This is a genomic window from Porphyromonas gingivicanis JCM 15907 (assembly GCF_000614585.1).
In the GTDB taxonomy this organism is placed as follows: domain Bacteria; phylum Bacteroidota; class Bacteroidia; order Bacteroidales; family Porphyromonadaceae; genus Porphyromonas; species Porphyromonas gingivicanis.
The window spans coordinates 21,068-29,626 of record NZ_BAKX01000013.1; the positions used below are offsets into that span (position 1 = coordinate 21,068).

Genomic DNA, 8,559 nt, shown 5'->3' on the forward strand with positions numbered 1-8,559 from the left:
AATCAGGTGTTTACGGTTGAGAACTCTATTTAATAGAGTTCTTAACCTTTTCGTGTCTTTTTTCCTCTCGTTGTATTTAACTAACTGCCTAATAGATGGACAACTCTATCTTAATTAATAGAGAGAGCTTCTCTAAGATAAAGAGCTCGCTTCCTTATCCCGATTTTCTGGAAGTACAACTAAAATCGTTTCAAGACTTTTTTCAGCTCGATACTCCTGCTGAAAGCCGTAAACAAGAAGGCTTGTATAAAGTTTTTTCTGAGAATTTTCCGATAAAAGATACTCGAAATAGTTTTACTCTGGAGTTCATTGATTATTACGTAGATCCTCCTAAGTATTCTGTAGAAGAGTGTATTAGTAGAGGGCTGACCTACAGTGTTCCATTGAAAGCCAAGTTGAAGCTTTCTTGTAATGATCCTGAACATACAGATTTTGAGGATCTCGTACAGGAAGTTTATTTGGGAGCCATCCCTTATATGACGGCCAGTGGAACTTTTGTTATTAATGGGGCAGAGCGCGTTGTTGTTTCTCAACTTCACAGATCTCCTGGAGTATTTTTTAGTTCCACGACTTTAGCAACAGGAGTGAGAAGTTATTCCGCTCGTATTATTCCTTTCAAGGGGGCTTGGATAGAGTTTGCTACAGATGCGAGTGATGTGTTGTATGCCTACATTGATCGTAAGAAGAAATTACCTATTACAACCCTATTGAGAGCAGTAGGATGCGTTTCGGATTATGATATTTTGAAGGCTCTTTCTTTGGCAGAAGAGATAGAGGTAGATGCTAATACCATTCATCAATATAAAGGTCGTCGCTTGGCTCAGCGAGTGATGGACAATTTTTACGAAGATGTCAGTATAGATGCTTCTGCGGGAGAAGTTGCTTCGACACTTCGCTACAATGTCCTTTTAGAGCGTGATACAGAACTCAACGAAGAAACTATCCCTATTATCTTAGAGAAAGGAGAGAAGACTTTGATGTTGCATCAAGAGGGAGATGCTTCTGCGGCAAGTGTAATGATTTCTAATACACTTCGTAGAGATAGTTGTAGTTCAGATATCGAGGCATGGAAGTATATCTATCAGTTGCAGAGAACTACGGAAGCTCCCGATGAAGAATCTGCAAAAGAGGCCTTTAATAACCTCTTTTTCTCAGATAGACGTTACGACCTTGGAGATGTTGGTCGTTATCGTATTAATAATAAACTTGGTTTGGATATTGACCTATCTGTCAAAGTATTAACCAAGGAAGACATTATCGCTATTGTACGCTATTTAATAGATTTGGTGGGTTCAAATGCTGTTGTCGATGATATTGACCACCTTTCTAACCGTCGTGTGCGTACCGTAGGAGAGCAATTATATGCTCAGTTTGGTGTTGGTTTGGCTCGTATGGCTCGGACTGTTCGAGAAAGAATGAATGTTCGAGACAATGAAGTTTTTACTCCGATTGATTTGGTAAATGCAAAAACCATTTCGTCTGTTGTAAGTTCTTTCTTTGGGACTAATCAGTTGTCTCAATTTATGGATCAAACTAATCCTCTTGCCGAAATAACTCATAAAAGACGTTTGTCAGCTCTTGGTCCTGGGGGATTGACTCGTGAGCGTGCAGGTTTTGCCGTGCGCGACGTTCATTATACGCACTATGGACGTCTCTGTCCTATTGAGACTCCAGAAGGACCAAACATTGGATTGATTTCTTCTCTTTGTGTTTACGCAAAGATTAATGATATGGGCTTTATCGAGACTCCTTATCGTCGTGTAGAGAATGGTCGTGTAGATTTTTCTGAAGATGCCTTGAAATACTATACTGCTGACGATGAAGAGGAGATGAACGTAGCTCAGGGTAATGCCCCCATAACAGATGATGGTTACTTTATTAGAGATCGTGTAAAGGCTCGATTTGCAGCAGATTTCCCTGTTATTGCTCCTGATAAGGTAAATCTTATGGACGTATCTCCCTCTCAAATTGCCTCTATAGCAGCATCTTTGATTCCTTTCTTGGAGCATGACGATGCCAACCGTGCGTTAATGGGTTCTAACATGATGCGTCAGGCAGTGCCTTTAATTCAGCCAGAAGCTCCTATTGTTGGAACCGGTATTGAACGCAAATTGGTAAAAGATTCTCGCACCCAGATTATGGCAGAAGGTAGGGGTGAGGTCGTTTATGTTGATGCTCTTTGTATTAAGGTTCGCTATGACAAGAGTGAAGAGGAGCAATTCGTATCTTTTGAAGAGCCTATCGTTACTTACACATTACCTAAATATAGAAAGACTAATCAGAGTACAACGATAGACTTAAAGCCTATTTGTCGTGTAGGTGATCGAGTTGAAGAAGGGCAAGTTTTGACCGAAGGTTATGCAACTCAAGGTGGAGAATTGGCTCTCGGTAGAAATATCCTTGTGGCCTATATGCTTGGAAGGGATACAACTATGAAGATGCTATCGTGCTTAACGAACGCATAGTACGTGAAGACTTCTTTACTTCTGTTCATGTAGATGAGTATATTCTTGAAGTACGCGAAACAAAGCGAGGGCTTGAAGAATTGACAAATGACATCCCTAATGTGAGCGAAGATGCAACAAAGGATTTAGGTCCTAATGGTATTGTTCGTATTGGAGCTCATATTGTACCTGATGATATATTAGTAGGAAAGATTACTCCTAAGGGAGAGACTGATCCTACTCCAGAAGAGCGCTTGTTGCGTGCTATTTTTGGAGATAAGGCTGGAGATGTTAAGGATGCTTCTTTGAGAGCTCATCCTTCTTTGAAAGGAGTTGTTATTGACACTAAGCTCTTCTCGAAGAGTATGGTAGCAAAGTCTCGTAAGGATGTTAAGGAAATTACCGAGCGTTTGGATGCCGAGTTTGGTTTACAGCAAGCCAAGTTGAGAACTGTTTGTGATGAGAAATTACTACACTTAACTAAGGGTCATAAGGCCAATCAGGTATGCAACTATACAGGAGAGATATATATCAAACCAGGGACGGAGTTTTCTAAGCAAACGATTGAGAATCTTAATTTGACAGAGGTTGTTCCTTCTAATTGGACTGAGGATGAGCATACTAATGTTTTGATTGCTCGTTTGTTGAGAAACTACATTCGCAAGTATAAAGAAATTGAAGCTGAGTTGAGACGCCGTAAGCAGGATGAAACTATTGGAGATGAACTACCAAGTGGTATCGTGCAAATGGCGAAGGTGTATATTGCGAAAAAGCGCAAGATACAAGTGGGCGACAAAATGGCTGGGCGTCATGGAAATAAGGGTATTGTTTCTAAGATTGTTCGTCAAGAAGATATGCCTTTCTTGGAAGATGGTACACCTGTAGATATTTGTCTTAACCCATTAGGAGTACCTTCTCGTATGAACTTGGGGCAGTTGTTTGAGGCTATTCTTGCTCGTGCAGGGCGTAAGCTGAACAAACGTTATGCTTCTCCGATTTTTGATGGTGTCAAATTAGAAGACATCGAAAAAGAATTGGCTGCGGCAGGTTTGCCAAAAAGTGGTAAAACTGTATTGTACGACGGAGGTACAGGAGAGCGTTTCGACCAAGAAGCTACTGTAGGGGTTACTTACTTCTTGAAGTTAGGGCATATGGTTGATGACAAGATGCATGCTCGTTCTATAGGACCCTACTCCTTGGTTACGCAGCAGCCCTTAGGCGGTAAGGCGCACTTCGGAGGTCAACGTTTCGGAGAGATGGAGGTTTGGGCATTAGAGGCTTTTGGTGCTGCCCATATTCTCCAAGAGATTTTGACTATCAAGAGTGATGATACCGTTGGACGCTCTAAGGCATACGAAGCTATTGTTAAGGGACTTCCTATGCCTACTCCTGGAGTGCCAGAATCTCTAAACGTACTTATCCATGAGCTGAAAGGCTTAGGTCTCAGTCTCAAGTTAGATTAACAAAAAGTTCAAGTCTGCTCAATATGGCTTTTAAAAAGGATAATAAGATAAATAGTAATTTCTCTAAGATAAAGATTTCTCTTGCCTCTCCAGAAGAGATTATAGAAAATTCTCACGGAGAAGTTACCAAGCACGAGACGGTAAGTTATCGTACTCTCAAACCAGAGCGTGATGGTCTTTATTGCGAACGTATCTTTGGACCAGTAAAAGATTATGAATGCCACTGTGGTAAGTACAAGGGCAATAAATATAGAGGTATAACCTGTGATCGTTGTGGTGTAGAGGTTACTCAAAAGATGGTGCGTCGCGAGCGCATGGGACACATTGCTCTGCAGGTACCTGTCGTACATGTTTGGTACTCTCGCTCTACACCTAATAAGATTGCTTATCTTTTAGGTCTTTCATCAAAGAGCTTGGACTCAATTATCTATTATGATTCTTATGTTGTTTTGCAATCTGGAGTTTTTCAATGTCCAGAAGGAATAGACCCGGCAACAAAAGATGAGTCTAATAGACCTCTCTATGTTTCCAAGGGAGATTTGATTTCTAATGATGTGTATGAGAACTTTGTTTCTCGTCTTTATGATAAATATCCAGGCAATGATACCCTGGATAATTCAGACCCCAATAAGTTTATTGCAAAATCAGGAGCAGAAGCCATCTATGATATGTTGGCCAACTTGGATCTTGATGCTTTGGCAGATGAACTTCGTCATAAGGCCCAGACAGAGACTTCTCAGCAACGTCGTGCCGATGCTCTCAAGAGATTGCCTGTAGTTGAGGCTTTCCGAGCATCGAAAGATGTAAACCGCCCAGAATGGATGGTTTTAAAGGTAGTTCCCGTAATTCCTCCAGATTTGCGCCCTCTTATGCCTTTGGATGGAGGTCGCTTTGCAACATCGGACTTGAATGACCTTTACATACGTGTTATTACAAGAAACAATCGTTTGGCTCGAATGATTGAGGCAGATGCCCCAGAGGTTATCAAGCGTAACGAAAAACGTATGTTGCAGGAATCTGTGGATGCTTTGTTTGATAACTCTCGTAAGGCAAGTGCTTTGAAGAGCGATAGTGGAAGGGCTCTTAAATCTCTTTCAGATAGTTTGAAGGGTAAGCAAGGGCGTTTCCGCCAAAATCTTTTGGGAAAGCGTGTTGACTATTCAGCACGTTCGGTGATTGTTGTTGGTCCAGAGCTTAAGATGAATGAGTGTGGACTCCCTAAAGATATGGCAGCAGAGCTCTATAAGCCGTTTGTTATGCGCAAACTTATAGAGCGAGGAGTTGTAAAGACTGAAAAGAGTGCCAAGAAGATGGTAGACCGTCGCCAGGATGCGATGGTTTGGGAAATTCTTGAGAATGTTATCAAGGGACACCCTGTACTGTTGAATCGTGCTCCTACACTTCACCGTTTGGGAATTCAGGCTTTCCAGCCTAAGTTGATAGAAGGAAAGGCTATCCAGCTCCCTCCTCTATCTTGTGCTGCTTTTAATGCCGACTTTGACGGTGACCAGATGGCTGTACACCTTCCTTTGGGTAATGAGGCTATTGCGGAAGCTCAGTTGTTAATGTTGGCTTCGCATAATATTCTTAACCCTGCGAGCGGTGAGCCTATTACAGTGCCTTCTCAGGACATGGTGCTTGGATTGTATTATATCTCTAAGTTCCGTAGTCTTAATGAAAAGGAGCTTGCAATCGCTCAAGAGGTTGCACAAAAGAAACGCATAGAAACTGTTTATTACAGTTCTGAAGAAGCTTATATCGCCTATGATAATGGGCGTATAGATATACATAAACCGATTAAAGTTTATGTGCCTAATGCTACAGTAGAGAATGGCGAGCCTCAACGTGGGCTTGTTGAAACTTCTGTAGGTCGTTTGATGTTCAACGACTTAGTGCCTCTTGAAGTAGGTTTCGTTAATGAACTATTAGGTAAGGGTTCTCTCAAGAAAATCATCAAGAAGGTCTTGAAGATTTGTGGGGTGGCTCGTACGGCACAATTCCTTGATGATATCAAGAACTTGGGATATCGCATGGCATTCCTTGGAGGGCTGTCTTTCAACCTCCAAGATGTACTTGTTCCAGAAGAAAAAGAGAACATTATCAAGGAAACAACTGCCAAGGCAGACGAAATTGTATTTGAAAACCTTAGTGGTGCGTTGGATAATCAAACCCGTTACCACAAGATTGTGGAGCTTTGGTCTAAGACAACAGACTACCTCTCCAGCTTGGTAATGGAGCGCTTTAAGTCCGATAAGGATGGTTTTAATAGTATCTACATGATGCTTGACTCTGGAGCTCGTGGTTCTAAGGAGCAGATTCGTCAGTTGGCGGCGTTGCGTGGTTTGATGGCTAAACCTCAGAAGAGTGGCTCTGAAGGAGGAGCAGTAATTGAAAACCCAATTACTTCAAACTTCCTTGAAGGTCTTTCGGTGTTGGAGTACTTTATTTCAACCCACGGTGCTCGTAAGGGGCTTGCCGATACAGCTTTGAAAACCGCTGATGCTGGATACTTGACGCGTCGTTTGGTAGACGTTTCTCACGATGTTATTATCAATGAGGTAGACTGTGGTACTTTGAGAGGAATTGAAGTTTCTGAAGTTGTTGACGAAAACGACGTTGTCGTAGCCTCTCTTTCAAGCCGTATCATAGGACGCACTTCTTTGAGAGATATCTATACAACTACGGATTTGCGCGATCCTAACCGACGCCTTATCGTAGCCGCAGGAGATGAAATCCGTGAAGCTCATGCTGAGGAAATCGAAGCGGCTCACATCAAGACTGTTGAGATTCGTTCTGTACTAACTTGTGATTCTAAAACAGGTGTTTGTGCTAAGTGTTATGGACGTAACTTGGCTACCAACCGTCTGGTACAGCAAGGAGAGGTTGTTGGGGTTATTGCAGCTCAATCTATTGGAGAGCCTGGTACTCAGTTGACGCTTCGTACTTTCCACGCTGGGGGGGTTGCAAGTAGTGAGAATACCAACCGTGAGATTGTTGTTAAAGAGGGTACTGGAGTAATCGATTATAGTTTTGACCTCCGTACTGTAGAATTGGAAGAAAAGGGGCACTCTGTAGTAACCAGCCGTGAATCCGAAATCTATATTCTCAACGAAGAAACGGGGCAAATCCTCAAAAAGTACTCGTTGCCTTATGGTTCTATCATCTATTACAAGAAGGGCAATAAGGTGAAAGAGGGTGATAAGTTGGCTGAATGGGATTCTTTCAATACAGTATTTATTGCCGAGAAGACAGGACGCCTTGTATTCGAAGGTTTGGAAGAGAATATCTCTTACAAGACAACAGTCGATGCGATGTCGGGTTATCAAGATATAATGGTTACCGAGTCTAAGGATCACCGTTTGGTACCTACGTTGACTATTAAGGATGAGGATGGCAATACATTGCGCTCTTACTCATTGCCTACCAACTGTCACTTGATGCACGACCCTAAGAAGAAGGATATAATGGTGCGCCAAGGAGACCATCTCTATAAGATACCTCGTGTATTAGCCAGTGCAGGTGATATCACGGGTGGGCTTCCTCGAGTACAAGAGCTCTTCGAGGCACGTAATCCATCTAACCCTGCTATTCTATCCGAGATTGATGGTACTGTTACGATTGGTAAGCTAAAGCGTAATAATAGAGAAATTATTGTTACCAGTAAGTTAGGCGAAGAGCGTAAATACTTAGTACCTGTAACGAAGCACTTACTCGTACAGGACGAAGATATGGTACGTGCAGGAACTCCTCTCTGTGATGGTGCTATTACTCCAGCCGATATCCTTGCGATTAAGGGACCTACGGCTCTTCAAGAGTACATCGTAAATGAAATTCAAGGTGTATATCGTAAGCAGAATGTGACCATTAACGATAAGCACTTCGAGGTAATCGTTCGTCAGATGATGAGAAAGGTAGAAATCTTGGATCCAGGAGACTCTCTCTTCCTTGAGCGTCAGATGGTAGACAAGCAAGATGTTGCCGAAGAGAACGACCGCTTATGGGGTAAACAGGTTATCTTGGATGCTGGAGATTCTACGACTTATCGTCCTGGAGCTATTTTGACAGCTCCTCAGGTACGTGATGAGAATAGTTCTCTTGTTCGTCGTGGTTTGACCCCAATGGAAGTGCGAGACACTGTTCCTGCAACGAGTTGCCAAGTACTTCAAGGTATCACGAGAGCTGCTTTGCAGACAAAGAGTTTTATGTCTGCAGCTTCGTTCCAAGAAACCACCAAGGTTCTTAACGATGCAGCTATCAATGGTAAGGTAGACTATCTTTTAGGTTTGAAAGAGAACGTGATATGCGGACACCTTATTCCAGCGGGTACGGGTATGCGTAAGTTCAATCACATGGTAGTTATGCCTAAGGAGGTTTATGAACAGAGTCAAAAAGAAAAGGAGCAAACAGGTCACGATGCCGAGTATATGGCACAGACTGTGACTGGAGAAGAAACTTCTGCTAACGAATAAAGCAACAAGAACTTCTTTAAGAATATGAATGGGGATGGAACTCGAAAGTTTCATCCTCATTTTTTTGTATGCTCGATATGAATATTGCCTAACAATAGAAAGTAAGAGGTGCAGATTCGATAGTGTCCTCAAAAAGTGTGTAAGCTTAGTTGTTGCTTTTTTACCCCAGGGGCATGCCCCTGG

At 42.3% G+C, this 8,559-nt stretch carries 1 protein-coding gene and 1 pseudogene; both read left to right on the top strand.

Going from position 1 to position 8,559, the window contains the following annotated elements:
* Positions 1 to 95 precede the first annotated feature (95 nt).
* A pseudogene (gene rpoB / locus JCM15907_RS11770) lies at positions 96 to 3,907 on the top strand (DNA-directed RNA polymerase subunit beta).
* Between the two features lie 23 nt (positions 3,908 to 3,930).
* On the top strand, positions 3,931 to 8,376 hold the full coding sequence (rpoC, locus tag JCM15907_RS09350) for a DNA-directed RNA polymerase subunit beta' (protein ID WP_025843589.1): 4,446 nt from the start codon (positions 3,931 to 3,933) through the stop codon (positions 8,374 to 8,376).
* Positions 8,377 to 8,559 lie beyond the last annotated feature (183 nt).

Bases quoted from the DNA above. Each gene is read 5' to 3' on its own strand.
- rpoC (WP_025843589.1), top strand. From the start codon at position 3,931: ATGGCTTTTAAAAAGGATAATAAGATAAATAGTAATTTCTCTAAGATA.